Source organism: Shewanella atlantica, from assembly GCF_003966265.1.
GTDB lineage: Bacteria > Pseudomonadota > Gammaproteobacteria > Enterobacterales > Shewanellaceae > Shewanella > Shewanella atlantica.
In genome coordinates, this window is sequence record NZ_RXNV01000004.1 from 269866 (window position 1) to 296815 (window position 26950).

Genomic DNA, 26950 nt, shown 5'->3' on the forward strand with positions numbered 1-26950 from the left:
GAGCAAGGTCTATGTCTATTATAAAAACATCAGTAAACCGACCTGTCACTGTATGGATGTTCATGTTTGCCGTTATCTTGTTCGGTATGGTGGGTTTCTCTCGCCTGGCGGTAAAGCTACTGCCGGACCTGAGTTATCCAACCATCACCATTCGAACTCAGTATATCGGCGCGGCTCCCGTTGAAGTCGAACAGTTGGTTTCTAAGCCTATCGAAGAGTCGGCCGGTATCGTAAAGGGACTGCGTAAGATAAGTTCCATCTCCCGCTCCGGCATGTCAGATGTCGTACTCGAGTTCGAGTGGGGCACCGACATGGATATGGCCAGTCTGGATGTGAGGGAAAAAATCGATACGATCGAGTTACCTCTGGACGTTAAGAAGCCGCTACTACTACGCTTTAACCCAAATCTGGATCCTATCGTTCGTCTAGCCCTTTCGGTACCCGATGCCAGCGATACCGAGCTTAAACAGATGCGCACCTACGCTGAAGAGGAGCTTAAACGTCAGTTAGAGTCATTAACTGGTGTGGCTGCTGTCAGGTTATCCGGTGGGTTACAGCAAGAAGTTCACATTCAACTCAATCAGGAAAAACTGACTCAACTTAATTTAAATGCGGCACTTATCCGCAACCGTATCGCCGAAGAAAATATTAACCTGTCGGCTGGTAAAGTGATCCAGGGGGATAAAGAGTATCTGGTCAGGACGCTAAATCAGTTCAACTCCCTCGATGAGCTCGGGCAAATCGTCGTGTATCGTGACGCGCAGACATTAGTTCGACTGTTCGAAGTCGCCGAAATTGTCGATGCACACAAAGAGCGTAATGACATTACACGCATAGGTGATCAGGAGTCGATTGAACTCGCTATCTACAAAGAAGGCGATGCAAACACAGTAGCCGTGGCTCGTAAAGTCACTGCCGCACTGGATACGTTAAATGGAGAGGGCAGTAAGTCTGAACTCGAAGTTATTTACGATCAATCAGAGTTTATCGAAAGTGCCGTCAGTGAAGTCACCTCAGCAGCCTTGCTCGGTAGTTTGCTGTCGATGTTAATTATCTATCTGTTTTTGAGAGATATTATTCCAACCTTGATCATCTCAATTTCGATACCCTTCTCGGTTATCGCCACCTTCAACATGATGTATTTTGCCGACATCAGCTTAAATATCATGTCACTGGGAGGCATAGCTCTGGCGGTTGGTTTGTTGGTCGACAACGCCATTGTGGTCCTCGAGAATATAGACAGATGTCGCTCCCTTGGCATGAATAAACTCGATGCGGCTGTAACAGGAACCAAAGAGGTCGCCGGAGCCATCTTCGCTTCGACGCTGACAACATTGGCCGTATTTGTTCCATTGGTCTTCGTCGACGGTGTGGCAGGTGCACTGTTTTCCGATCAGGCCTTGACCGTCACCTTCGCACTGTTAGCCTCTCTGCTCGTAGCATTAACCACCATTCCTATGCTGGCTTCCCGTGAAGGATTTAAGGCACTGCCGCCTTTGGTCGAGAAAGCAGTCAAACCAAAACCGGAAACCCGGGTAGCCAAACTCAAGCACTACAGTGCAACTGTATTCTCTTTCCCGTTTGTGCTGCTGTTTAGCTATCTGCCAAGCCTGCTACTGACACTGGCCCTGCTTATCGGTCGATTCGTCTCCTGGTTAACCGGGCTGTTTATGCGCCCGCTTAGCTTCTGTTTCAACTGGCTCTACCATAAATTAGAGTCTGTCTATCATGTTCTGCTCGCCCAAGCGCTTAAATTTAAAGTGCTGACAATGAGCATCGCGATTCTGGTCACCCTCGGCGCCGCCTCACTGCTTCCAAAATTGGGAATGGAGCTGATCCCGCCGATGAATCAGGGCGAATTCTATGTCGAAGTTTTGCTGCCGCCTGGAACTGAGGTCTCTGAGACGGATAAGGTATTGCGCAAGCTCGCCCTATCGATTAAAGACAGAGAAGATGTGAAACACGCTTATAGTCAAGCCGGAAGTGGCGGTTTGATGACGTCGGACACCTCTCGCGGTGGGGAAAATTGGGGACGCTTGCAGGTGGTACTCGCCGATCACAGCGCCTTTAACACCGTCGCTTCGGTATTGCGTACCACCGCAATGCGTATCCCTGAGCTGGAGGCCCAAATTCAGCACCCTGAGCTATTTAGCTTTAAGACACCGCTGGAGATAGAGTTGATCGGCTATGATCTGGCTCAACTTAAAAATACCGCTGATAACCTGGTGGATGCCCTCTCCGACTCAGACCGCTTTGCCGATATCAATACCAGTCTGCGTGACGGTCAACCTGAGCTTAGCATTCGTTTTGATCATGAGCGGTTAGCCGCACTGGGAATGGATGCACCCACAGTTGCAAACCGAATCGCACAACGCATAGGTGGCACCATAGCCAGCCAATATACAGTCAGAGATCGTAAAATCGACATTCTGGTCAGAAGTGAGATAGAAGAGCGCGATCAGATTAGTGATATCGACTCAATGATTGTTAACCCGGACAGTAACCATCCTATCGCTCTGAGCGCTGTGGCAGATGTCAGCTTAAAGTTAGGTCCATCGGCTATCAACCGTATCAGCCAGCAAAGAGTAGCGATAGTCTCCGCTAACCTGGCCTATGGCGATCTTAACGAAGCCGTTTTAGAAGCAAGAGAAATTCTGTCTCAGCAAACATTACCCACTTCGGTTCAGGCACGCTTTGGTGGTCAGAACGAGGAGATGGAACACTCATTCCAATCTTTGCAAGTCGCTCTCGTGTTGGCCGTGTTCTTAGTTTACCTGGTCATGGCGAGTCAGTTCGAATCATTATTGCATCCACTGCTTATTCTTATTGCGGTACCTATGGCTGTTGGTGGTAGTGTGTTCGGACTCTATATCACTCAGACCCACTTGAGTGTCGTGGTGTTTATCGGTCTTATCATGCTCGCCGGGATCGTGGTGAATAATGCCATCGTTCTGGTCGACAGGATTAACCAACTCAGGCAAGACGGGCACGATAAGATGAATGCCATATCTGAAGCGGCAAAATCACGCCTGCGCCCTATCATCATGACCACATTAACAACGGCTCTGGGTTTATCGCCTATGGCTCTGGGACTTGGAGATGGGTCTGAGGTTCGCGCCCCGATGGCAATTACAGTGATCTTCGGTCTGACACTGTCAACCTTGCTCACCTTAGTGGTTATCCCTGTACTGTATGCGCTTTTCGACCGCAAAGAGTTCAAGGTCAAGAAGAGTGAAGATACCCCAGAGGTTGCAACGCTTGGAGGTCAGGCATGAACTTAACCCGTTTAGCCATTAAGAGGCCCGTTACCACCAGCATGTTTTTCGTGGCTATTTTACTGTTCGGGCTCGCTTCCAGTCGGTTATTGCCATTGGAGATGTTCCCCGGTATCGATATGCCACAGGTTAATATTGAGGTGCCTTATAAAGGTTCGACCCCAGCCGAAGTTGAGCGCGACATCACCAGCGTACTCGAGGAGTCTTTGGCGACCATGGGGGGGATCGAAGAGCTGAGATCCCGCTCTTCACAAAATGGCGCAGAGATAGAGCTGAGAATGAAGTGGGGGCAAAATGTCGCCACTAAGAGCCTGGAAGCGAGAGAGAAAATTGATGCCGTAAGACATCTGCTGCCAAAAGACGTTGAACGCGTCTTTATCAGGCAGTTCTCTACCGCCGATATGCCGGTGCTTAACTTAAGAATATCCAGTGATCGCGAACTTTCCGGTGCGTTCGATCTACTCGATAAGCAGCTAAAGCGTCCGCTGGAGCGTGTAGAGGGTGTGTCCCAGGTGACACTCTATGGCGTCGAGCAAAAACAGATTGAGATACGGGTCAATGCAGATAAGTTATCTGCGAGTAACATCTCGATTCAAGCCCTGACACGCAGGCTGCAGCAGGAAAACTTTGTCGTCAGCGCCGGAACATTGAGAACCGATTCCCGTGTTTATCAGGTCTCGCCTAAAGGGGAGTTCAGAAATCTCGATGAGATTAATAATTTAGTCCTCACTCCGGGCTTGACCTTAGGCGATATCGCCACGGTCAGCTTCTCTCTGCCGGAGCGTCTGGATGGTCGTCACTTAGATCAAAACTATGCCGTCGGTCTCGATGTATTTAAGGAGTCCGGTGCCAACCTGGTCGAAGTATCAAAACGCGTGATGAAAGTCATCGAGAATGCGAAGAAAGATCAACAGTTTCAAGGCATCAAACTGTATGTCATGGAAGATCAGGCCTATGGTGTCACCTCTTCACTGGAAGACCTGCTCAAGGCAGGGCTAATCGGTGCTCTGTTGTCATTTGCCGTGCTCTATCTGTTTTTACGCAACCTGAAGATGACCTTAGTCGTCGTGACGTCAGTGCCGATCTCTATCTGTATGACACTTGCGGCCATGTATCTGCTTGGCTACAGCCTGAATATTCTCTCTATGATGGGATTACTTCTGGCCGTAGGTATGCTTATCGATAACGCCGTGGTGGTGACAGAGAGTGTATTGCAGGAGAAACAGGCACAAGCCGAGGGACAATCTCTGGGACAAAGTATCGACTCTTGTGATGAGCAAGACGATTATGCGGTGCTCACCGGGGTCGATAAGGTCGCCCTTGCGGTGATCGCCGGGACGCTTACGACGGCTATCGTGTTCCTGCCCAATATCTTCGGTGTAAAGGTCGAATTGACCATCTTCCTCGAGCATGTGGCGATTGCTATCTGTATCTCTCTCGCCGCATCGCTGTTAGTGGCAAAAACCTTACTGCCGCTCATGTTAAGCCGTATGCACTTCGAGATTGATACCCAGAAGAGAGAGAGTAAGCTGCGAAGTTATTATCATCGCAGCCTTAATTGGATTTTATCTCACCCGCGTATCTCTGGCGTCATTGCCTTGTTAATGCTCGCCTCGACGGCATTGCCACTTAACATGGTTAAGCAAGATCAATCTGACGGTGAGGGTAACAATAAACTCTTCATCAATTATCAAGTCGAAGGGCGTCACAGTTTAGATGTCACAGAAGCCATGATTAACAAGATGGAAGATTACCTCTATGCCAATAAAGATGAATTTGAGATAGATTCTGTTTACAGCTACTTCTCGGCCGACCGTGGCCAATCGACCCTGATCCTCAATGAAGATGTCGAGATCGACATGAAAGCCCTGAAGAAAAACATACGGGAAGGCTTTCCGAAATTTTCGATTGCTAAACCTCAATTTGGCTGGGGCAGTGACAATAATGGACTCAGGGTATCACTAACCGGACGCTCCACCAGCGATCTGATCATGTTAAGTGAACAAGTCATTCCGTTACTGTCTTCGATTGAGGGGTTAACCGACGTTAGATCTGAACTCAGCGGTGCGCAGCAAGAGGTGGTTATCCGTGTTGACCGTGAGATGGCAGCCAGACTTGATCTTAAGCTAAATGAAGTCGCCTCGAGTATCTCTATGGCACTGCGTGGAACCCAGTTACGCTCTTTCCGCCACGATCCTAATGGAGAGTTGCGTATTGAGATGTCATTCGAACAGAAGTGGCGCCTGTCGCTTGAGAAGCTGAAACAGTTGCCAGTGATCCGAATCGATAACCGTGTGTACACCCTCGAGAGTCTGGCTACAATCGAAATATTGCCTCGATTTGATACCATCAGACACTATGACAGACAAACGGCGCTATCGATCGGAGCCAATCTTGACGACTTAACCACAGAGGAAGCACAAGAGAAGATCACTCAGGTGATGGAGACCATTAACTTCCCGGCAGGTTATGGTTACTCTCTGAGAGGCGGCTTTCAGAAGCAGGATGAAGATGAGGCGGTCATGGCGACCAATATGTTGCTCGCGATTGCGATGATCTACATAGTAATGGCAGCCCTGTTTGAATCATTGCTATTACCGACCGCAATTATCACCTCTATCCTGTTTTCAATAACCGGTGTATTTTGGGCACTGCTGTTTACCGGCACGCCAATGTCGATTATGGCCATGATAGGCATATTAATCTTGATGGGTATTGTCGTGAACAACGGTATCGTCTTGGTTGACCAAATCAATCAACTGTCACCTGATTTAGACAGGCTGTCTGATACCATCAGTGAAGTGTGTAACTCACGCCTGCGTCCGGTGCTTATGACTGTTGGCACGACAGTGCTCGGACTCGTACCTCTGGCGATGGGAGACACTCAGCTCGGTGGCGGTGGTCCGTCATATTCCCCCATGGCTATTGCTATCATAGGTGGATTGACCTTCTCTACCGTTACCAGCTTATATCTGGTTCCTCTTTGCTACCAGGCGCTATACAGAATGCGATTCCGTGCGGCGATTAAATTGGGACAAGCCGATCGTGTATCCAGACGTCTGCTGCCATGGGCACAATAATGTGTAATTAAATTAGATAGGTTTTGAAAATACAAAGGCTGCAATCGCAGCCTTTTTCATTGCCATACATTTGTTAACTTAATGTATAGAAAATCTGATTTAATGGTAAGCTGACTAAAAAGATATCGCTCGAGGCTAAAATAATGAAAACGAAAATACTGACATTGCTATCGATAATCTGTTTACTTTCGCCACTTGCTCTTGCCGATGACGACAGATTCAAAGATGTCGTCATCACACCACAAAAGCTCACTCCAACAAGTTATATGTTTAGCGGCTCAGGGGGCAATATTGGCGTATCGGCAGGCAAAGATGGCATCTTAATTATTGATAATCAATTCGCCCCGTTAGCAGATAAAATCACCGCCGCGCTGTCGAGTATCCAACCCGGTTCACCTAAATATGTGGTTAATACTCACTATCATGGAGACCACACAGGTGGTAACAACCTCTTCGGCATAAGTGGAATTATTCTCGCCCATCACAATGTACTTAAACGCCTCTCCTCAAACTCAAGCTACCAGCCGAGCGCCCTGCCCAGCATCACCTATCATGAAGGCACCACAATTCATTTCAATGGAGACAGCTTACAACTACTTCATATGGGGCCGGGTCATACCGATGGAGATAGTATTGTGCTTTGGGCCAATAAAAGTGTGGTCCATATGGGCGATCTGTTTTTTAAAGACAAGTATCCCTATATAGACCTCAAAGCCGGCGGTTCGGTAAAGGGATACCGGGACAACGTGGCTATCATAATCGATAAAATCGGCTTACAAACTAAGGTTATTCCGGGACACGGCGAGCTTGCGACGAAAGAGGATCTTATTCGCTTCAAGCAGATGCTGGACGGCTCGATTAATTGGATGGAAAGCCAGTTATCCGATGGATTAACACTACAGCAGATACAAGAGGAAGGGCTGCCTGAAAAATGGAAGAACTGGGGCTGGTCTTTTATCTCTGAAGAGAAATGGATATCCACCTTATATGAAGGGTTGAAGGACTGATCTCAAAGAGAAATTACAGGTACAAAAAACGCCATCAAAGTGGCGTTTTTTCTTATAAGTAAACCCTTATAAGTGATCTCTTATAACCTATCTTATAACCTATCTTATAACCTACATATCGAGGCAGAGGTCATAGAGATTAAGCTTAGCCGCGATAAATAAATTAAGCTTCGGCTTCTTGCCAGCGTTCGGCTTTATTTTCCAATAGGACAGGGATCCCGTCATTGATCGGATAAGCCAAATGATCTGTCTTACAGATAAGTCGCTGTGATGACTTCTCATAATCAAGCTTACCTTTACACACAGGACAAGCCACGATCTCTAACAATTTTTTATCAAACGACATTGTTATTCCTTTTGGTATAAGTATTACGACTGCCAACGTTTTAGTTTATCTAATATCAGCCGATCGAAATTTGAGGATAGCTTCGCATCAACGGGAAGATACCACCAGTTTTGTTTTGCAAAATCGCGACATTTAACCGCATCTTTCTCTGTCATTATGATGGGGAGATCACCACAGAATTCTGTGAGTTCCTCTTCGCAATAGGCTTGATGATCTTCAAATGCTTTAACACGATTTAAATTAAACCCCGCATCGATGAGAGAGGTAAAAAAACGTTGTGGGTTACCGATACCGGCAATAGCAACCACAGCCTCATCGAGAGCCGGAGCTTGTTCATCTGAGTGTGCAACAGGCTTTAGTGCACTCTGTGCCAGACTCATAGCATGCTCACCCTCAAAACTCTGGCCACCATTGACTACCACAGCATCTACTTGTTTAACGCGCCACAGCCCTTCCCTAAGCGGTCCAGCAGGCAACAGTAAGCCATTTCCGAAGCGTCTCTGCCCATCTAAGATCAATAACTCGATATCCCGCCCTAATGCGTAGTGTTGAAGTCCATCATCACTGATGATGACGTCGACATTAAAATGGGTAAGTAAGTGCTCTCCCGCATCGATTCGATTGCGACCTATCACCATAGGCACTCCGGTTCGGCCAACTATCATGGCAGGTTCATCACCCACATCCCGGGCACACATCGAAGGTAACACGCTCTTTACCCCTTCGAAACTAACACCATATCCGCGACTGATCACACCCGGTTTGTACCCATTTTGCCTTAATAGCTCAATCAAATAGATAACCGTGGGTGTCTTACCACTGCCACCCACTGTGATATTGCCGACAACGATGACAGGCACTGGCAATCCGGATTGTTTTTTTACCCCAAGTTTAAATAAGCTACGACGCAGAGCGGCTATCCCGGCAAACAGGAGAGAGAGTGGCCAAAGCAGCAGTTGAACTAATTTGAACAGCAACCAAAGGCCTCTAGACTGAGTGTCTAAATAGCCTTTCGGATACCATAAAAAATTTACAAATTCATGCATTTAGCTGCCGAACTGCATCTGATAAAGTTTAGCGTACATGCCATCTTGCTCAAGCAGTGATTGGTGGGTTCCACGCTCAATAATCTGACCTTGATCCACGACCAGAATTTGGTCGGCGCTTTCGATGGTAGACAGGCGATGAGCAATCACAATTGAGGTGCGATTATGCCTTAAATTATCCAGTCCTAATTGAATCGCTTTCTCAGATTCGGTATCCAGGGCCGATGTTGCCTCATCTAAAATGAGTACCGGTGAATTACGTAAGATGGCTCTGGCGATGGCGATACGTTGCCTTTGGCCTCCGGACAGCATCACGCCGTCTTCACCTATTTGGGTATCTAAGCCTTCAGGCAGTAGTTCAATAAATTCCATCGCATGGGCTAATGTCGCCGCCTCGATGATCTGCTCTTTCGTCGCTTCACCGGAATAGGCATAGGCGATGTTATTCGCAATAGAATCGTTAAACAGCGTCACTTGCTGGGATACTAATGCCACCTGGTCCCGCAAGCAGGTGAGCGTGTAATCATCAATATTAACGCCATCCAAAGTGATCTTTCCTTCACTCAGCCCGGTGTAAAAACGGGTAACTAAGTTTGCGATGGTGGATTTACCTGAACCGGAACGACCAACCAGAGCAATCGTTTTCCCCTGTTCAACGGTAAAGTTAATATCCCCTAACGCAGGCTTATCTTGCCCCGGATAGCTGAAATTAACCTGATTGAAGCTAAGATCACCTTTAACTCTCTCAACTTGGTAGGTACCGTTATCGACCTCCGGAGAGGTATCCAATAACTCAAAAACGGTGGTACATGCCGCAATACCACGTTGGAACTCGGCATTGACTCGCGTTAAGTTTTTAATAGGTTGAAGCATGGCTAACATGGCGCCAAGAATGGTCGCGAATGTTCCGGCGGTTAGCTCCTCTTTGAGGCTATCTATGCTGGCTGCATACAGGACAAATGCTAAGGCGAATGATCCTATGATCATCACTAACGGCTGACTTACAGATTGTGCCATCGCTAGCTTCATTGTCTGATAACGATTTTGGTCGTTAACCTTCCAAAAACGCTCAGCTTCGGTCTTTTGTCCACCGAATGAAAGCACATTCTTATGCCCTTTCAACATCTGCTCTGTGGCGGCAGTGACATTTCCCATTGCCGCCTGAATATTTTTAGAGACTTTTCTGAAGCGCTTGCTGACGGTAGCGATCACATATCCGATTATCGGTCCGATGATTAAGATACACAGTGAGAGCTTCCATGAGTAATAGAACATGATCCCCAACATTCCGACCACAGTGATACTGTCACGAATGATGGTGATCATCGCACTGCCTGTTGCACGGGCTATCTGCTCTGTATCGTAGGTCACTCTGGAGATGAGGTTACCTGTATTCTCACTATCCATATAACTTACAGGCAAGGTAAGATAATGTTCGAATACCTGCTGACGCATGTCCATAATGAGCCTGGCACTCATATATGAAATGCTGTAGGTCGATACGAAGTTGGCGATACCGCGCAGGGTAAAAAGCCCTATCACGAAAAATGGCGCATAGAAGAGAACATCGTTGTCGGAATTAAACCCGCCGCTGGTACCTAAATCTAAACTAGTGATGCCTGAGGTCGCTTGACCCGCCTGGCCACCGAACCCCTCATCGATAAAAGGTTTTATGACCGCAATAAATGTTGCATCAACAAGTGCGTATGTTGTCAGTCCAAGCACGGCAAAAGCAAAAACGGCTTTCAATGGCTTCAGGTAACTGAGTAGCCGTCTAAAAACGGTCCAAACTTCACTGTTAGTTGATTTTGTCATTGATGCTTCTATAGAGATGGAAAACGAGCATTCTACTCTGGATCGGCCAACTCGCCAAACCTAAACAATCCATTGTACCAAAATGGCGCAAGATCTGTTCGATATGATTTAATTTGCCGCTGTTTGTGTATGAAAAGCACACTAATTTGTCCCTCTCTTCCCGAGGTGAGAACATCACTTCCCTTCAATTGATAACGTTCAACAACATCAATCTTAGGAAAACCATAGCGATTATTAAACCCGGATGGAAATAAAACCAACTCAGGAGCGACATTCTCAATAAATAAATCCGTAGAGGAGGTTCGACTGCCATGGTGAGGGGCAATAAGCACTTCACTGCGTAGTGATACAGCTTCACTAATCAAAGCAGATTCTGCTTTTTTTTCAATATCACCGGGCAAAAGCACCTGATGATGGGCATCGCTCACCCGAACCACACATGAACCATCGTTGCCTCCAATGGCCTGCTTCGGAGCCAAGATTTCTATATCGAGTCCATACCAATTGAATTCCTTAGGGCGACAATTTATATCCGAAAACTCGGCAAGATCGCTGACAACTTTGACACTCGGGAATGCTTCGATGAGTTTGCCCGCCCCACCGGCATGATCATTATCGCCATGGCTAAGCACAAGGTAATCTACATCGCTTATTCCTCTGAAATTGAGAAAGGGCAGAATGACCCGCTCTGCATAGCTAAAATTGTCACCATAGGCCGCCCCGGTATCGTATACCCATGCACGACCCGCCTTTTCTATCACAACACTGAGTCCCTGACCGACATCGAGCAGGTGAACACGCCATTGGTCATGAGTCATAGGTACGAGCCTGCTCCATAGGGTTAACAGGGCCGGAACGAGGAAAATAGCAGAGACGAGCTTCCACTTTACTTGCACTGAATGTGTAATGAGCCACAAGCCCAAAAAGTTCATTGCCAGCACCAAAATCATCTTGTCAGAGACAGGAAACCAGGCCGCCGGTAACTGCTTAAAAACGGTAAAAGCGTAAAGCAATGGAGCCAGACTGAGATCGACAATAGTGAAGATCACACTTAGCTCAAATCCAACAACTAATGCAATACTCCACATAACAAGGCTCAGGATAGATAGTGGGATCACAACCAAGCTGAACCAGGGAACAAACAGAAAATTAAACACTAAGCCATAGGGCGACATCCCGCCAAAAAACAGGGCTTGTAACAAGCCTAGTCCCAAGCTCAATCGCCATTGAATGGACCAGAAAAGCGTGAGTTTTTGCTTAAAGCCCTGCCAGCTTGAATGCTCGAGATCAATATTTGAAGCGGATGTTTGTCTGCGACTTATGGTGAGTAATATAATTGATAACGCTAAAAAAGAGAGCCAGAAACCGGCACTTAAACAACTGAAGGGGTCGAAGAGTAACAGCAGAAACATCGCGGTCAGCAACCGCTCCCAGGGCGAGGAGAATCGTTTAATCGTGCTTAGGAGCAGTAACAATAGCAGCATTACCAAGGCTCGCTGGGTTGGCAAGGCAAAGCCGGCAAGATAGGCGTACATAGAACAGATTAACCCAGATACCATCGCCGAGAGCAGTAAGTTACGTCGACCGAGCTGAGGCGAGCAATAACTAAGCAGGGAAAACGTCCCCATAAAAACCCATGCAGCAACAACGGAAAGGTGCAGACCCGAGATTGCAACTAGATGACCGGAACCCGTAAGCCTCAGAGAATGCCAACGCTGACTATCGATAAGACTCTTATCACCGAGTAATAGGGCTAATATCAGATCGCCACTGTCTAATAATTTCAGGTGTGGCATGAGCTCTGTGATAATTTTAGCCCTGACCGAATGACTGATACTCAAACGTCTCCCGTCTTTTACACTCCCCTTCCCCACTATATGACGACTGAGAAGCGCCCTTTGCTGATTATATCCCCCTTGGTTTAATACACTGGTAATCGGCTTAGCTTTAATCTCAAACTCCCAGATCTCTCCGAGTTGTACTTTTGGTGCTTTCTTCCAGGTTATTCGTAAGTTTTTTGACAATAATTCACTCGAATTTGATCTCAACAAGCGAATATCCATACTAAGCCAGTCGCTGTTTTGACTAACTAGTGATATGATTTCGCCCCTCACGACGAGATCCTGCTCTGTATTTAGCGGTTCCCATGTCAGTAATTGCTGGGCATAGATTGATATCCAAACGACAGCCAGCAATGCTCCTGCGATAATAGGCAGACGCCTAAGCAAGATAATTCCGCTCAACGCAAAAGCGGGAAGCAAGAGTAGAGGTGGCAGTGACGGCCATAGCATCGCACAGAGAATTATGGCGCTGAAGCCAAACATAAATCGGTTCATACTGAATAAGTTAAGACAGCAATAACAATTTATGCCAAAAAAAATCATCAAAAGGTTTATGCCGAAACCCGAAACACTGCAGAATCACAAGCATTTGCAGATGTTTGGAAAATGGCTCCATAAGCCTAACCTATGGGCGCTAAACAGACGTTCTGCGCCGGCTGCATTTGCGGTAGGCTTGTTTGTGGCTTGGATACCTATGCCATTTCAGATGGTGCTAGCTGCAGCATTAGCTATCATTTTCAACTGCAATATTCCCATTGCCGTGGCCTTGGTATGGATAACTAACCCTTTCACAATGCCATTTATGTTTTATGCCGCTTACCTGTTAGGCGCTAAAATCCTGAATCATCCCACACAGGATTTTGCTTTCGAAGCCAACTGGCAGTGGATAGAGGCCTCAATCTCAACTATTGGTCCTCCGTTCCTCATCGGCTGTCTGGCCTTAGGCAGTATCTTCGCTATCATTGGCTACTTCCTGATAAAAACACTGTGGAAGTATTCCATATTGTTTAAATGGACCAGCCGCAATAATTAAGCCCGGCAGTTATACTCTGCAGTGATTGATATTTTCAGCTACCGCCGCCATGGTGGTAGCTGTTCTTGCTTTACAGATCTTAAATCGGTATTACCTTCCCCATCATAAACTGATTCAACAAGCAAAATGGATATTCAGGAGAGAGGGATGCGGGAACATCACCGTTATGATGCTCCCGAATAGCCTGTATTATTTGAGGTATGAGAAGTGAGGGGTGATCTGGGATCTATCTGCCCGCTAATGCCCGCGCAGGAGAGGTTTGACTGGCTTTCCAGGCCGGGTAGAGAGTAGCGATAAGACTCATGATGAAAGCCAGCAATAATACTAAGGCCACATCGAACAGCTGCAGCTGTGATGGCAGAAAATCGATGAAATAAACGTCCGCAGAAAGCAGCTGAATGCCCAAAACATCTTCAATTGTCCTGGCGATAGCGCTGAGGTTTTCAGCAATAATGACACCCAAGCCGCCACCGATCACACAGCCTAAAAGACCGTTTAGCGCTCCCTGCACAATAAAGATATTCATGATTGAAATACGCTTCATTCCCATAGTGAGTAAGATGGCAATTTCAGACTGCTTATCACGCACGGCCATCACTAACGTCGAGACGATATTAAAGCAGGCAACCGCAATAACGAGTGCCAGTACCAGATACATGACACCGCGCACCAGTTGGATGTCCTGATACAGATTCCCCTGCGTACGGGTCCAATCGTTGAGATAAAGGTATTGCTCCTGGCTGTAGCCCAACTCTCTGATCAATCTCGGCGCATCAAATACCTGCTGTGTTTTAATTCTGACACCTGAAACATCATCACCCATCTTAAGAATTGAAGCGGCATATTGCATAGGGATGTAGGCGGTGGTGAGATCCAGTGATCCGCCGAGTTCAAACACACCGGCAACGGTGAAACGATAACTTTTGGCTGCACCAATTCGAGAGTTATTCCGATTTTTACCACTCATATCAGGCATGTATAAACTAAGGGAGTCGCCGATATTTAAGCCCAAAGATTCGGCCAGACTCTTGCCCAATACAATATTATTCGCGTCGTGTTGTGCCAATTTAGACCATGCCGACGGTGACATGAACTCAGAAATTTTTGATACTTTCTGCTCTTCAACGGTATCGATTCCCAGAATACTCAGACCTTGAAATCCTCCCGGCTTCTGCACTAATCCTTGCAGTCGGATAAACGGGGCCGCCGCCACAATACCGGGGATCTTATTGGCATCATCCGCGATGGCTTGCCAACTGTGTATAGGCTCATTGACTCCGCTCAACTCTGCGTGGGCAACGACCCCGAGTAATCTTGTTTCGAGCTCACTCTCAAAACCGTTCATCGCAGAGAGCACGATAATCAATACCGCGACACCTAAGGCGATACCTGCAGTCGAAGCAAAGGAGATAAAACTGATGAATCGGTTAGACTGGCGGGCCAGATAAAATCGCCAGCCAACCCAAAAAGAGAGCAACTTACTCATGAAGAGGTCCCTTCGCTGTTGAGCAGAGAGCCATCTTTCATCTGGACCTGTCTGTCCATCCTTGAAGCGAGTTTGGCATCGTGGGTCACAACCACAAAAGCTGTGCCCAGTTGGTTGGCGAGCTCTTGAATCAATTCATAAACGGCTTCACCGCTGCTGGCATCCAGGTTACCGGTCGGCTCGTCAGCGAGTACCAACTTAGGCTTATTGATCAGAGCCCTGGCAATAGCCGTACGCTGTCGTTCACCACCGGACATCTCGGATGGTGTGTGTGCTAACCTGTGGCCCAGCCCCACCCTCTCAAGCAAAGCCATAGCTTCAGATTCGACCTCTTTCTTGTTTCTTCCCTGGATCAGTGCCGGCATAGAGACATTTTCCAGAGCAGTAAACTCCGGGAGCAGGTGATGAAACTGATAGATAAAGCCTAAATCCTGATTACGGATATCTGACTGACGACGGGCCGATAGCGCATATAGATCCTCACCTAACATGCTCACGCTGCCACTCGTTGGTCTGTCAAGCGTTCCCATGATATGCAGTAAAGTACTCTTGCCCGAGCCGGACGTTCCTACGATAGCGAGCTGTTCACCCTTGAATACTTGCAGGTCTACAGCGTTGAGCACTTGAGTATCGACACTCCCTTCATGATACCTTTTACTCACACCTTTGACTTCTAACAGTAGCTCTTGCATATATTTTTACTCATCTAATCGTATCTAATGCACTGCCAATATGTTTTGATTGCCAGCGCAGAGTGTGATTGTTAACTCTTGCTTAAAACTATTTATTTAAAACTAATTACTTAAAAACTATTTACCTGGAAAGCACTGCTCATTCGTATCTTAATGCGGTGGCAGGTTGTACTCCAGCGGCTCTCAGCGCCGGATATACCGTGGCTAAAAAGGTGATGATCAAGGTTCCGGCAACAATCCAGCCCAATTGCGTCCACTCAATCTGCACCGGCAATGACTGACCCGCACCTAATACTGAGATCCCAAGCGTGTTCAATATGCTATTAAGGTTAAGCGATAGGCCGATACCGACCAACAAACCGGATATCAATCCCAGAATGGCGTTCAATGACCCCTGGATCATAAATATTCCCATTACGGTCAATGTCGACAAGCCCTGTGTTTTTAATACGGCAACATCGGTGGTTTTATCGACGACCATCATGACTAAAGCAGAGACGATATTGAAAGCCGCAACGGCAATAATCAGACTCAACATCAGTGACATCATATTTTTTTCCATCTTAACGGCACTGAACAGGTGGCCGTATGACTCTCGCCAGTCGGATGTCGTCACATGAATATCCTGCTTTTCGAACTGCTCGACGACTTTAGAGGTTAAACTCACAGCATTGAAGGGATCGACCAGATAGAGTCTGAGATGTTTTATCTCTTTGGGTGTTTGCCGCATCAATCGCTGCGCGTCTTCATAATGAACATAGGCAAGATTGGCATCGACTTGTGAGCCCATCTCAAATATGCCGCCTACAATAAACTTCCTCTGACTCGGCACCGGGCCTAAGGGTGAATATACGACACCTTCGCCACTAAGCAGCCTCACCGTATCACCGGCAACGACATCTAAACGCCTGGCTAATTCTGCGCCGAGGATGACACGATATTGTCTGGGTTCTAACTTATCGAAGCTGCCATTGAAACTTCGTTTCATTGTTCTTAATAATTCTTGCTCATGAGCAGGATAGATACCGTATACCTGAACGGCGCTGATATTGCTCTGAGACTGAACCATGGCCTGGGTCGAAATACTGGGGGTCGCCCCCAGCACTCCGGGTAAGCTTTTTAACCCTTGAACCTGCTTCTCCCAATCTGTTAACGGTTGACTCGCATGCACAGTCAACTGAGGTACTGCACCCAATATTCGCTGTTTCAATTGACCTTCGAGTCCATTCATCACTGAGCTGACAATAATGAGCGCCGCCACCCCGAGTAAAATCCCCGAAACGGCAAAAAATGTAATGAAGGAGGCAAACGCATTGGCCTTTCTGGCTCGCCAATAACGGAACCCAATATGTGCAGATAACGCAAAATTCATAGTTGCCCACAGACTCATTAACTATAGAGCCTTGCTAAATCATTAAGATGCGCACGATAATAGGGGTAATAGCTATACAAAAACAAGAGGAAATCCCTTGTTCACTGATTCAACACCCTATTTTAGTGTTACACATGACTTTACTGTCTATCTGACCCCATGGCCGGATGACGCTCCGCTACCATCAGAAAGTGAACTGAAGTTTATGTTACCGACAGGCTTGCTGCTGATTAGTGATGTTAAAGCACTTGAAGCCGACTGTTTAATGCAGCTCAGACACTTCGACGACGAAGCCAAATCGATTGTCGATTACCTTAAGCTTCAATCGAGAAAGATTGACCTTGTTCTGCAACATGTCATCGAGCAGGAGCTACACGAGGGAGAGCAACATCACGGGCTATCATTTGGTGGCAGCGGGATCAGAATTATTGGCAACGCAGAACTCGAAGTCGGAAACCAGTACAAGATAACCTTGCATATCAAAGAGGAGTTGATCGCTCTGCTCTGTTTTGTAGAAGTCAGCTCCAATCAAGTTGCCGATGGCAGTGATGGTGCGAATAATGATGCTGATAGTGCCCGGTACATAACAGACTTAGCGTTTACTCAGATACTCGAGACCGATGTCGAGCAGCTGGTTAAAGCCAGCCTCAGCGTACAGCAAAAGCATCTGAAAAATCGAAAATTAGCGCAGAAAGCGCCTTAAATGTTCATAGGGGCTGTTTATTCCGCTACGGGACGTTCTACAGGCCCTGAGGAAATTCTCTATTCATGGCTAAATTGTTGTGGCTTTATCATGCTGCACTAACTCCGTCTTATACGAATACCCAATTAGAGAGCAGTAAAAACAAGCATGAAAGGCTAACAGCCCTCTAGCACTGTTGAGTGTAAGCCTCTACAATAACAGGTATCTTTGTCGTTAATTTTTGCCTGTTCTTAATGAAACCTTTTTCAGTATTGACTCCGCCAGCAGTAAAAAGCGCAACCAGAGCACAAACACTATTTACTTTAGGTGGCGCGTCTCAAGCCATCACGTTAGCAAATGTGGTCCAAAAGCATACCGGCTTGACCTTGGCTGTGACGAACGATACCCCCACGGCTCTTCTTCTGGAAACTGAATTAACTTACTTGTTGAAGGAAAAAGATATTCCGGTATGGATATTTCCAGACCGGGAAACCTTACCCTACGACAACTTTTCCCCACATCAAGATCTGGTATCACAGCGGCTGGAGACTCTGTCACGGATCCCAAATGCAAAACAGTGCCTGGTCATAGTTCCCATTACGACCTTGATGATGCGTTTACCACCTAAGTCATTTTTGGCCGGTAATGTGCTGCTGTTAACGAAAGGCGATAACTACTGCCTGCAGGATGTTAAACAGCAGCTGGTCGACACTGGCTACCATATGGTGGAGCAAGTATATGAACATGGCGAATTTGCTGTCAGAGGTTCAATCATCGACCTGTTCCCTATGGGGTCGACTCAACCTTACCGTATAGAGCTGTTTGACGACGAAGTAGAGTCAATCCGGTATTTTGACCCGGAAACTCAACGTTCCAGTGGCACCATAGATTCAGTCAGATTACTGCCTGCGAAGGAGTTTCCCACCGATGACTCTGCGATAGAGGGATTCAGACAAAGATATCGCCGTCGATTCGAAGTACTGGTCAAAGAGCCTGAATCTGTCTACCAGATGGTCAGCAGAAAACTACTTCCGGCAGGAATTGAAAACTATCTGCCACTGTTCTTTGACGATACCGCCAGTTTATTTGATTATCTTCCCGGTGATGCTCAACTGGTTAACCTTGGCGATCTTGAGCAGGCTGCAAAATCTCACTTAGCAGAGATAGAGGCACGTTATGAAGATAGACGCGTCGATCCACTGCGGCCCTTATTATCTCCAAAAGAGCTCTACCTTCTCACAGAGGAGATGTTCTCACAATTTAAGCAACGCCCCAGAACACTACTTAAAGTTGGCGAAGGTCAGGAGTCTGGTCATCAGGCAAAACTCGAGGCTTTACCTGAGCTGACAGCTAACCATAAGCTCAAACAGCCACTGAATCTACTGCAGGAGTTTAGCGAAAGTGGAGGCAATATTCTCTTCAGCGCCGAGTCAGAGGGAAGACGTGAGGCCCTGTTTGAGCTGCTGAGTAAAATCAACATCAAGCCCAAATTATTCACCCATTTCGATGAATTTGTTCTTTCAAACACTAAGCTTGGCTTGATCGTATCTCCCCTCTCAAAAGGGTGCATTGTCGAGAAATCACGTGGAGCAAAATTCAGTATCATCTGTGAGACTGAGCTCTTTGGTCACAAAATTTCGCAAAAGCGGCGCCGGGACAAGCAGAGACAGATCAGTAGTGACGCCCTGGTCAAAAACCTTGCCGAACTAAAAGTGGGTCAACCCATAGTTCACCTGGATCATGGTGTCGCCAGATATCAGGGGCTTGAAACCTTAGATACCGGAGGTCTGGTTGCCGAGTATCTGATGTTAGAGTATTCCGGTGGCGATAAGCTCTATGTTCCGGTCTCATCCCTTCATCTGATCAGTCGTTACAGCGTAGGACCCGATGAAGAGGCGAATCTTAATAAACTCGGCAACGAGAGCTGGGCAAAGGCGAAGCGAAAAGCGGTCGAGAAGATCCGTGATGTCGCCGCAGAGTTACTCGATGTCTATGCCAGACGACAGGCGAGACCCGGAGATGCCTGCAAGGTCATCGAAGAGGAGTATGCTCAATTTGCTAATAGTTTCCCATTTGAAGAAACCGTCGATCAGGAAACATCAATCAACGCCGTCATGACAGACATGTGCTCCCCGATAGCCATGGATAGACTGGTATGTGGTGATGTGGGCTTCGGCAAGACCGAGGTGGCAATGCGCGCCGCATTTGTCGCAGTCAATGACGGCAAGCAGGTCGCCATATTAGTGCCGACCACACTGCTGGCTCAGCAGCACTATGAAAACTTCAACGACCGGTTCGCCGATTGGCCGGTAAAGATAGAGGTCATGTCGCGGTTCAAAACCGCGAAAGAGCAGAAGCATGTCATGGAGGAGTTAGCCAATGGCAAGGTCGACATTGTTGTCGGCACCCATAAGTTACTGCAATCGGATGCCAAATTCGAGAACCTTGGATTACTGGTGATCGATGAGGAGCATAGGTTCGGCGTAAGGCAGAAGGAGAAAATTAAAGCCTTAAGAGCCAATGTCGATATCTTAACCCTGACCGCGACTCCGATCCCGAGAACACTGAATATGGCGATGTCCGGGATGCGGGATCTGTCCATTATCGCAACCCCACCAGCGAAGCGTTTATCGGTAAAAACCTTCATAAGGGAGTACGACGATACGACCGTGAGAGAGGCGCTGCAGCGGGAGATTTTACGTGGTGGACAGGTTTACTTCTTACATAACAATGTCGAGTCAATCGAAAAGCGTGCAAGTGAGATCAGTGAGTTACTTCCTGAAGCGCGTGTTGTCACGGCGCATGGTCAGATGCGTGAACGTGAACTTGAAAAAGTTATGTCTGACTTCTACCATCAAAAATTTAATGTGTTAGTTTGTACTACCATTATCGAAACGGGCATTGATGTCCCATCGGCTAACACCATCATCATCGATCGTGCCGATAAGTTTGGTCTGGCACAACTCCATCAACTCAGGGGACGTGTGGGCCGCTCACACCACCAGGCCTATGCTTACCTGATGACGCCACACCCTAAGCGTATGACCAAAGATTCAGTCAAGCGACTCGAGGCAATTGGCGCCTTGGAAGATCTGGGGGCCGGATTTTTATTGGCCACCCAAGATCTTGAGATCCGAGGAGCCGGCGAGCTGTTAGGCGATGAGCAGAGCGGGCATATTTCAAAAATTGGCTTCACCCTCTATATGGAGATGCTTGAGGATGCGGTGAAGTCACTCAAGGAGGGCAAAGAGCCCTCACTCGATCAGATGCTAAGACATCAATGTGAAATTGATCTTCGTATTCCAGCCCTGCTGCCTGATGATTTCGTTCACGATGTCAACATCAGGCTATCGCTTTATAAGAGGATAGCGAATTGTGAAACTGAGCAGGCACTGGATGAACTGAGAGTGGAACTAATCGATCGCTTTGGGTTACTGCCCGATGCTACTAAGAACTTGATGGAACTAACCCTATATAAACATCAAGCGACGGCACTAGGCATTAAAAAACTCGAGATGCACGCTAAGGGCGGAAGCCTGGAATTTAACGATGATCACAAGGTTGATCCTGGCTTTATCATCGGATTACTCCAGAGCCAACCACAAAACTATCGAATGGATGGCCCGAGTAAGTTAAAATTCATCATCCCTGCAGAGTCATACTCTGACAGGCTGGCTCTGGTCAAATTGTTGCTAGGTCAATTATCACAACACCGTCTTGGAGAATAATGTGTTAAGACAAACTCTTTTAATACTAGTGGGCTTTCTTTCTATCACTGAGCTGGCCTATGCCCAAGATGAACGTTGGTTTGAGGTAGAGGTTTACCTGTTTGAACGGAGCAATGCCGATCCTCAGGAGCAAGCGCCTCAGCAAGTTCAGTTGGGTAAAACGAGTAAGGCTGTCGATCTGATCTCTCCCCTGTTCAGCACCAATATCACTGGGGCAAGTATTGGACTTGACGGCTGCTCGTCTCATGATTGGGCGACAAATTCAGACGAGTGTAATCAACAGCTTAAATCGACACAGGTGAACCATCTGTCACAAATCCCTAGCAATATCTTTGCCCCGGAGCCCCAATATGGTGTTCCTGGCGGGCCTGCGGTATTACTCTCTGACAGCCAGAATCAATTCCAGGACATTATCAACAAACTATCCAGAGAGCGCGGCAACAGAAGCCTGTTTCATATGACATGGCAACAATCTATGCTGCCAAGGCATAAAGCTAAGCCAGTCCGACTCTTTTCGGGACAGGATTACGCATCACAATACGAGCTCAGTGGTCAGACAGTTCAGAGCCATCAGGCAGAATCAGCCATTCCTGAATTTGATTTTTTTGGTGAAACACTGTCCGATGATAAGCCTAAACCCGTGTGGAAACTTGATGGTACGTTAAATATCTATCTCAACCATTACCTGTACGTGGAGACTGCACTTAACCTCAGAAAAGAGGGCATTAAGACTGTAGGAATAATGAGGGATAATACTCACCTCAACGAAACCCTTGAGTCAGTAACCACTCCATTTCTTTTTGCGATACCGCTGACACAAAACCGCAGAGTGAGAAGTGATGAGATACATTATTTTGATCACCCTGACATGGGGATGATCCTGCAGATAAGAAAAATGGAACAACCGATAGACAGAGTCGCTGAAGCCGTTTCAACAGAGATTAATTGAGCGCGCTCCCTTCGAAAAAGGCGATTTGTGTCCAAATTTGTCAATGCTCTCGCCTTTAGCAAACGCTAAAGGCTGATTGATTTAGAGAAAAATCATAAACTTGCCGGAGTGAAAAATTAAGATTGTACAATCGAAAAGTCGAGGTATATTTCATCGGCCTCGTCCTCTTCGACAAGCACCCTGGTGACCTGAGCTTGTGGAGAGCCGATGTGACACCAATCGATTAGAGAGTCTACGGCTGGAAACGCCCCTTGAGCGAGAATATTAACCGAACCGTCCTCGGTATTAGATACATAACCAGTCAAACCCAACTCTTGAGCCTTAGATAACGCAAACCTTCTGAAACATACCCCTTGTACCTTGCCATTCACATTGATCAATACTCTTTTCATCTTGGTATCCTCATATTCACTCTTTTGAAGATAACGCAAAGCTGAGAAATGGGCAAAATTTATACCGATTGCATTAAATAATTAACCAATTCAGAGTCCCTCAGGATTTTCAATTCAAGGCGCATTGATGAGAAAATGGTTATTCCCTTTTAAGTTAATGCAAAGCAGAAGTGAGAAGCCTGAGGGACTCACGTAGTGCGAGCTTCAAAGCCCTTTATGCTGCATTGGATGCTTTCGATATAGAATAACTATTAGCTTCAATCATCCAACTTGCCTACAGAGCTTTGAATTCTCGCTGAATGGTCAGGTACTTAATACAATTGGTATTATGCAAAAAAAAACAGCTAACTAAAAATTTGTTAGCTGCATCGGGCGACATACGCAAACTGGTTAGGCCTGAGCGAAAACAAGCCTTTTATGTATCAACTTGTATCAACACAAAGCATTGAATGTCACTTTACACTGCCGATATCAAGATGCAAGCAACAAACAGTTATTTAAGCTGAAAAAGTGGCATTTGCAGCCTCAAACAATCCACTAACACCTATAAAACAGTATCTTATACTAAGGTACCAGTTATTCTCTGCTCAAAAGAGTGGGTTCAAGCCAGGAGAGTGTGGTGATTTGCCAATCTTAAAGTGAAAACTACGAATAAAATCTATGGGGTTTGGGGTAAGGCTGAAAAAATATAGCAGTGAGAATGAAGAGAGTAGAGTTAATAGACTATGCCGTAGCGGCTAACAGCCACTCAGCTCTGTATTGACGAAAGCAAACTACACACCGTATGCAATACGCCGCATGCATTACGGCGTATTGCTTACGGAAATCAGGCTTGCTTAAATATGTTGATCTGAGGAAGGTGGCTCGCTAATACCGGAAATTTATGAGGCTGTTCTTCATCCCAACAAATTTGGTAAAACCCGCCAAGCTGTTCGCTCACACTTTGGTTGTCATTAACTTTATCCAGACGAGAAAGGATCACCAGTGCCTTTCCTTGGTTTTTCCCCCTGAATTCAGAGACGCACTTTCCGGCAATATCTGAATACTCTTCGGGTCTGTCGATTTTGCCGATCATATTATCTTGAGGGTTCAAATTCGGATTAATCAGCACCGAACGGATACCATTCAAAAAACCAATACGTTCAGCCCAATAAGCCCCGAGACCAACACCTATGATGATAGGGTCTGAATCATCAGACTGCTGTAATTGCCTACTCACTTCATTAAGCAAGTGTTGCATGTCGTGTTTAGGATGTAATGTACTGTAACTGACTAAACGTACGTCTTTGTCAATAAACTGCAATTGACGCATTTTTTCATGGTTACCAGGACTCGTTGCATCAAAACCATGTAAATAGAGGATCATTTGGCCACCTATAAAAATATCAGAACTTTAAGTTATCTAATTTATTGAAGTCGAATATTGAGCAACATCAATTTTTTATTTCTTACTAATTCTAGTTACTTGGAAATTTTCCGGCAATCTCTTTTGCTTTTGCCCATCGAGCATCATCTTCTAACGCCTTAGTAACTACATCTAATCTGGGTTTTAATAAACTGGCAGGCCGATCAGGAAGCGTGTCAGGCCACACTAATTCGTTCAACACCTCAGTCGCACCGGCAGCATCATTACAGAGTAAAATCATATTACAACCAGCATTCAGGGCCGCTTGAGCACGCGCTTTATAGCCTCCGACAACACCAGCCCCTTTCATGCCAAGATCATCAGAAAAAATGACACCTTTAAATTCAAGCTCACCTCTCAGCACCTGTTTTAACCAATAACTGGAAAAGCCTGCGGGGTTAGGATCTATATTAGGATAGATAACATGAGCTGGCATCACTCCATGAAGCTTTTCCTGACTGATGAGCTGTTTAAAAGGCTGAATATCTGATTCGACAATCTGCTGTCTGGTTCGATTATCCACCGCTTGGTTGAAATGCGTGTCGGCTTCGACGCTACCGTGGCCAGGAAAATGTTTACCGACCGCCGCCATGCCCGCTTGCTCCATGCCCTTAATAAAACTACCGGCCAACTCGATAACCACATCTGGCTTACTGCCAAATGCTCTTTTCCCGATGACTTTGCTGATGCCATTGAGATCTAAAACCGGCGCAAAACTTAAATCGATATCACAGGCAAGGAGTTCAATAGCCATAAGATAGCCGAGCTCTACCGCCCAGAACTTGGCCAACACCATATCTCCTCCGGCTGTGGGCAATATGTCACCCATAGCTGGAATACAGGTAAAACCGTCTTTAAACCTCTGCACCCTGCCACCTTCATGGTCGACGGCAATGAGAATATCGGGCCGTACGGAACGCACTTGCTTTATCAAGGCGATAAGCTGAGTTCGGTCGGAATAATTTCGACTAAATAAAATCACGCCACCGACCATTGGGTGCTTAAGCTGTGACAGTTCCTCCTCTGACGCTTGGGTCGATAATAGATCAAGCATTAAATAACTCACACAAACTCCCTAACAATACGTAAAACAGAACCAACCGATAAGCTTGTGGCTTCATGACAAAAATTAATGGGGCTAAATCATTTAACTAGCCCGTTCCTTAGCCCTAGCTTAACTAATCTGAAAGCGCTAATTAAAAAATCTCATGATAAGTCACGAAGAAAAGTATGGGATACTTTCAGATATATCAGCCACAAAGCTGATTAGATTATCATACCATGACCATTTCCCCCTGAACTTTAAAGCTATTTTTAATGGCAAAGGGAAATTTAATCTAATATGAATGATGTGGGTAGAACAATAACAAACAGGGTTTCATCATGATAAGCGTTTTCGACATGTTCAAGATTGGCATAGGGCCTTCGAGTTCTCATACTGTAGGTCCGATGAAGGCTGGCAATATTTTTATTAATGATCTTGATACAAAAGGACTTCTTGAATCTACCGATGAATTAAGATCTGAACTGTTTGGTTCCTTAGGCCAAACCGGAAAAGGTCATGGCACCGGCAAAGCGGTGATCCTGGGACTCATGGGCGAAGCTCCGGATACCGTCGATACAGATACCATTGACGAGGTACTCAAAGAGGTCAGTGAATCTGAACAGTTACAGATGGCAAATGGAATAAAAGTCATTTTTAGCCGTGAATCAGGAGTCGTCTACCATAGACGTAAAAGCTTACCCGCCCACGCCAATGCCATGACACTATTTGCTTTCTCAAAAGGCAAGTGTATCTATGAGCGAACCTATTATTCTGTTGGTGGTGGCTTTATCTTGGACGAAGATGAAATCAAGGCTCAAGATGCATCTCCTGCCGCGCCGATTCAATCGGCCCCCTACGATTTTAACAGTGCAAGTGAGCTTCTGGCTGCATGCACAGAAAATGGTTTGAGTATCTCCTCGCTCATGATGGCTAATGAGCTGAGTGTGGCCCCCGAGAGTCAGGTAAAAGCGCAGCTTTGGCACATTTGGCAGACGATGAAAAATTGTGTTGAACGTGGCTACCAGAAAGAGGGAATATTGCCCGGTGGCTTGAAATTAAGACGCCGGGCTCCGGCAATGTATCGCAGGTTAAAGGCCGAAGGTAAGAGTAATATCGATCCTTTAACGACTCTGGATTGGGTTGATCTATTCGCGCTATCGGTAAATGAACAAAATGCGGCGGGCGATAGAGTAGTAACGGCTCCAACAAATGGAGCTGCCGGCATTATCCCGGCTGTACTGTGTTATTACGATACCTTCGTCGAAGAGGTCGATATTGAGGTCTGCAGCCGTTACCTGTTAACTGCCGCTGCCATAGGTATTCTCTATAAGAAAAATGCCTCAATATCCGGGGCTGAGGTCGGCTGTCAGGGCGAAGTTGGCGTCGCCTGCTCGATGGCCGCTGGGGCATTGACCGAGATCATGGGCGGCACTATTGAGCATGTCGAAAATGCCGCTGAGATAGGCATGGAGCATAACTTAGGCTTAACTTGTGACCCTGTAGGTGGCTTGGTACAAGTGCCTTGCATAGAACGCAATGCCATGGGTGCGGTTAAGGCTATCAACGCCTCCAGAATGGCGCTACGCGGTGACGGAAACCATAAAGTCTCTCTGGATAAAGTCATAAAGACCATGATGGATACCGGGAAAGACATGAGAAGCAAGTACAAGGAAACGGCAAAGGGTGGCCTGGCTGTTAATATAGTAGAGTGCTAGCCTGAGCATCGAAGTCCAATAAAAAACTCGCCATATGGCGA

18 protein-coding genes are annotated in these 26950 nt (G+C 46.6%); 8 read left to right on the forward strand and 10 right to left on the reverse strand.

The features are described 5' to 3' along the window. Positions 1 to 11 precede the first annotated feature (11 nt). The 3 genes from EKG39_RS12435 to EKG39_RS12445 all read left to right on the forward strand — a co-directional run bounded on the left by EKG39_RS12435 (position 12) and on the right by EKG39_RS12445 (position 7362). Positions 12 to 3275 carry an efflux RND transporter permease subunit gene (locus EKG39_RS12435; protein ID WP_126506067.1) on the forward strand — a complete coding sequence of 1088 codons (3264 nt, stop codon included), beginning with the start codon at positions 12 to 14 and terminating at the stop codon, positions 3273 to 3275. After that, entirely contained in the window at positions 3272 to 6355 is a 3084-nt protein-coding gene (locus EKG39_RS12440) for an efflux RND transporter permease subunit (protein ID WP_126506068.1), read from the forward strand. The genes EKG39_RS12435 and EKG39_RS12440 overlap by 4 nt, the downstream gene beginning before the upstream one ends. Before the next feature lie 143 nt (positions 6356 to 6498). After that, positions 6499 to 7362: an MBL fold metallo-hydrolase gene (locus EKG39_RS12445; RefSeq protein ID WP_126506069.1), complete on the forward strand. Its 864-nt coding sequence runs from the start codon at positions 6499 to 6501 to the stop codon at positions 7360 to 7362. A gap of 163 nt (positions 7363 to 7525) precedes the next feature. Here EKG39_RS12445 and EKG39_RS12450 read toward each other — a convergent pair whose 3' ends face one another. Genes EKG39_RS12450 through EKG39_RS12465 form a run of 4 tightly spaced genes read right to left on the reverse strand, consistent with a single transcriptional unit; the run spans position 7526 to position 12905 of the window. Next, on the reverse strand, positions 7526 to 7708 hold the full coding sequence (locus EKG39_RS12450; protein ID WP_126506070.1) for a Trm112 family protein: 183 nt from the start codon (positions 7706 to 7708) through the stop codon (positions 7526 to 7528). A gap of 23 nt (positions 7709 to 7731) precedes the next feature. After that, entirely contained in the window at positions 7732 to 8754 is a 1023-nt protein-coding gene (lpxK, locus tag EKG39_RS12455) for a tetraacyldisaccharide 4'-kinase (RefSeq protein WP_126506071.1), read from the reverse strand. Continuing rightward, positions 8755 to 10569: a lipid A export permease/ATP-binding protein MsbA gene (msbA, locus tag EKG39_RS12460; protein ID WP_126506072.1), complete on the reverse strand. Its 1815-nt coding sequence runs from the start codon at positions 10567 to 10569 to the stop codon at positions 8755 to 8757. A 32-nt stretch (positions 10570 to 10601) separates the two neighbouring features. Continuing rightward, complete coding sequence (locus EKG39_RS12465; protein WP_126506073.1) at positions 10602 to 12905, reverse strand: DNA internalization-related competence protein ComEC/Rec2; 2304 nt, start codon at positions 12903 to 12905, stop codon at positions 10602 to 10604. A 31-nt stretch (positions 12906 to 12936) separates the two neighbouring features. On the opposite strand from EKG39_RS12465, the gene EKG39_RS12470 reads away from it, so the two are divergent. Beyond that, positions 12937 to 13443, forward strand: coding sequence for a DUF2062 domain-containing protein (locus EKG39_RS12470; RefSeq protein ID WP_126506074.1), 507 nt, complete (start codon positions 12937 to 12939; stop codon positions 13441 to 13443). A 226-nt stretch (positions 13444 to 13669) separates the two neighbouring features. Here the strand turns inward: EKG39_RS12470 and lolE are convergent, their stop codons facing one another. The 3 genes from lolE to EKG39_RS12485 all read right to left on the reverse strand — a co-directional run bounded on the left by lolE (position 13670) and on the right by EKG39_RS12485 (position 16993). Further along, positions 13670 to 14929, reverse strand: coding sequence for a lipoprotein-releasing ABC transporter permease subunit LolE (lolE, locus tag EKG39_RS12475; protein ID WP_126506075.1), 1260 nt, complete (start codon positions 14927 to 14929; stop codon positions 13670 to 13672). Then, a complete protein-coding gene (gene lolD / locus EKG39_RS12480) occupies positions 14926 to 15621 on the reverse strand; it encodes a lipoprotein-releasing ABC transporter ATP-binding protein LolD (RefSeq protein WP_126506076.1) in 696 nt (231 codons plus the stop codon). Before lolD ends, lolE begins: the two co-directional genes overlap by 4 nt. A 139-nt stretch (positions 15622 to 15760) precedes the next feature. After that, positions 15761 to 16993: a lipoprotein-releasing ABC transporter permease subunit gene (locus tag EKG39_RS12485; RefSeq protein ID WP_126506108.1), complete on the reverse strand. Its 1233-nt coding sequence runs from the start codon at positions 16991 to 16993 to the stop codon at positions 15761 to 15763. Positions 16994 to 17090: 97 nt separating this feature from the next. Here EKG39_RS12485 and EKG39_RS12490 point away from each other — a divergent pair, with 97 nt between their 5' ends. From EKG39_RS12490 to EKG39_RS12500, 3 genes are all read left to right on the forward strand, one after another. Further along, positions 17091 to 17696, forward strand: coding sequence for a hypothetical protein (locus EKG39_RS12490; protein ID WP_126506077.1), 606 nt, complete (start codon positions 17091 to 17093; stop codon positions 17694 to 17696). Positions 17697 to 17929: 233 nt separating this feature from the next. Beyond that, complete coding sequence (gene mfd / locus EKG39_RS12495; RefSeq protein ID WP_126506078.1) at positions 17930 to 21403, forward strand: transcription-repair coupling factor; 3474 nt, start codon at positions 17930 to 17932, stop codon at positions 21401 to 21403. A gap of 1 nt (position 21404) precedes the next feature. After that, positions 21405 to 22352: a peptidoglycan binding protein CsiV gene (locus tag EKG39_RS12500; RefSeq protein WP_126506079.1), complete on the forward strand. Its 948-nt coding sequence runs from the start codon at positions 21405 to 21407 to the stop codon at positions 22350 to 22352. Positions 22353 to 22468: 116 nt separating this feature from the next. On the opposite strand, the gene EKG39_RS12505 is transcribed toward EKG39_RS12500, so the two are convergent. The 3 genes from EKG39_RS12505 to nagZ form a co-directional block, all read right to left on the reverse strand. Then, positions 22469 to 22744 (reverse strand): acylphosphatase, encoded by a 276-nt coding sequence (locus EKG39_RS12505; RefSeq protein WP_126506080.1) that lies wholly within the window; start codon positions 22742 to 22744, stop codon positions 22469 to 22471. 826 nt (positions 22745 to 23570) lie between these two features. Next, positions 23571 to 24110, reverse strand: coding sequence for an alpha/beta hydrolase YcfP (ycfP, locus tag EKG39_RS12510; protein ID WP_126506081.1), 540 nt, complete (start codon positions 24108 to 24110; stop codon positions 23571 to 23573). Positions 24111 to 24201: 91 nt separating this feature from the next. Continuing rightward, a complete protein-coding gene (gene nagZ, locus EKG39_RS12515; protein ID WP_185817590.1) occupies positions 24202 to 25215 on the reverse strand; it encodes a beta-N-acetylhexosaminidase in 1014 nt (337 codons plus the stop codon). 317 nt (positions 25216 to 25532) lie between these two features. Between nagZ and EKG39_RS12520 the strand changes: the two genes are divergently transcribed. Next, positions 25533 to 26909: an L-serine ammonia-lyase gene (locus EKG39_RS12520; protein WP_126506082.1), complete on the forward strand. Its 1377-nt coding sequence runs from the start codon at positions 25533 to 25535 to the stop codon at positions 26907 to 26909. The last annotated feature ends 41 nt before the right edge of the window (positions 26910 to 26950 follow it).